Origin of the sequence: Marivita sp. (assembly GCF_051859345.1) — a bacterium.
Taxonomy (GTDB): domain Bacteria; phylum Pseudomonadota; class Alphaproteobacteria; order Rhodobacterales; family Rhodobacteraceae; genus Marivita.
The window spans coordinates 1-1,571 of the sequence record NZ_JBHYFV010000103.1; the positions used below are offsets into that span (position 1 = coordinate 1).

1 protein-coding gene is annotated in these 1,571 nt (G+C 62.1%); it reads left to right on the forward strand.

Annotated features, from left to right (window positions below; all coding sequences use genetic code 11):
• Positions 1 to 36: 36 nt before the first annotated feature.
• The coding region (locus tag ACTIEN_RS22230) for an acetate--CoA ligase family protein (RefSeq protein ID WP_439525315.1) at positions 37 to 1,571 on the forward strand (1,535 nt) is incomplete at its 3' end.

Genomic DNA, 1,571 nt, shown 5'->3' on the forward strand with positions numbered 1-1,571 from the left:
GCAGGAGAGGCGGGTGCGGCGGCGCAGGAGGCACTGGTGGCGCGCATACGAAAGGGCGGCGCGCGTTTGCTGGGGCCCAATGCCATGGGATTGTTCAACACAAACGACCGGATCTTTGCCACCTTTTCGTCTGCGCTTGACCGGGGCATTCCGGGAGTTGGCCGCGTCGGTGTGGTCAGCCAGAGTGGCGCTGTGGGCAGCTACATTCAGAACCTGATCCTGACGCGAGGGGTAAACATTTCGAAATTCGTGGCGACCGGGAACGAGGCCGATGTGGAAGCTTCGGAATGCCTTGAATGGATGGCACGTGATCCAGAGACTGATGTTCTCGTCGTCTACCTGGAGACCTGTCGCAACGGCCCCGGACTGATCCATGCACTGGAGGTTGCACGCAGCAATGGCAAGCCGGTCATCATGCTCAAGGCCGGGCGCACTGACGCAGGGCAGAGCGTTGCGGCCAGTCATACCGGCGCGATGGCCGGGTCGGCTGCGGTCTTTGATGCAAGTGTCGCGGCGGCCGGTGCGCATGTCTGCCATTCGCTGCCGGAACTGACCGAACTGACCTACACATGCGCCACCGGCCCGCTGCCAAAGGACCGCAACCTGGCGATCATCTCGGTTTCGGGCGGGATCGGCGTCATTTCGACCGATGCGGCGGTTGACTGGGGCATGGAGTTGCCGGCGATGAGCACGGTGGCTCTTGCCAAGATCCGCGAGTCCTTGCCGCTGGCTGTTGGGCTGAATCCATTGGACACCACCGCAGCCACCATTGGCGACAGAAGTATCTTCATGGGTGCGGTTGAAACCATGTTGGCAAGCCAGAACTATGGCGCAGTAATGCTGTTTGTCGGCAATGCTGGACTGAACGCCCGTGACCCTGTGGCGATGAGCGAAGGGCTGGCTGCCCTGCGCCGTGCCTATCCTGAGACTCTCTTTGCAATCTGTACCCAAAGCACGGTGGAGAACGCCAAGATTTTCGAGTCGACAGGCTTTCTGGTCTATGAAGACCCGGAGGCCTGCGTGCGCTCTTTCGCTGCTGCGGCGAGTCTTGGTGAGGCCTTGCGCGCCGGGCAGCCTCAACCCTCGTCGCTCCCCGCGCCGCAGCCGTTGCCAGAACGCCCCGACGAGGTCGACTCGGCGTTGGCTCTGGCGCAGGCCGGGCTTGACTTTGCCCGCAGCGAGACGGCGAAAAATGTCAGTGACGCCGTACGACTGGCCGAGGAAATCGGCTATCCGGTGGTGTTGAAGGTACGGTCACCCGATATCGCCCACAAATCCGAAATTGGCGGCGTAAAGGTGGGGCTGGCGGACGCGGATGCCGTGCGGGACGGTTTCGAGGCGATCATGAAGAGCGCGCGTGCCGGTGCGCCGGGGGCAGAAATCCTTGGTGTGTCAGTCAACGAGATGGTGTCTGGCGGGGTGCAATGCATTCTGGGTGCCCACCTCGATCCGACTTTTGGCCAGATGGTGATGGTGGGCCTTGGGGGGATTTATACCGAAGTTCTGAAGGACACCGTGATGCGTCCCGCTCCGGTTTCCCACGCGGTCGCCCTAGAGATGATACGGGGTCT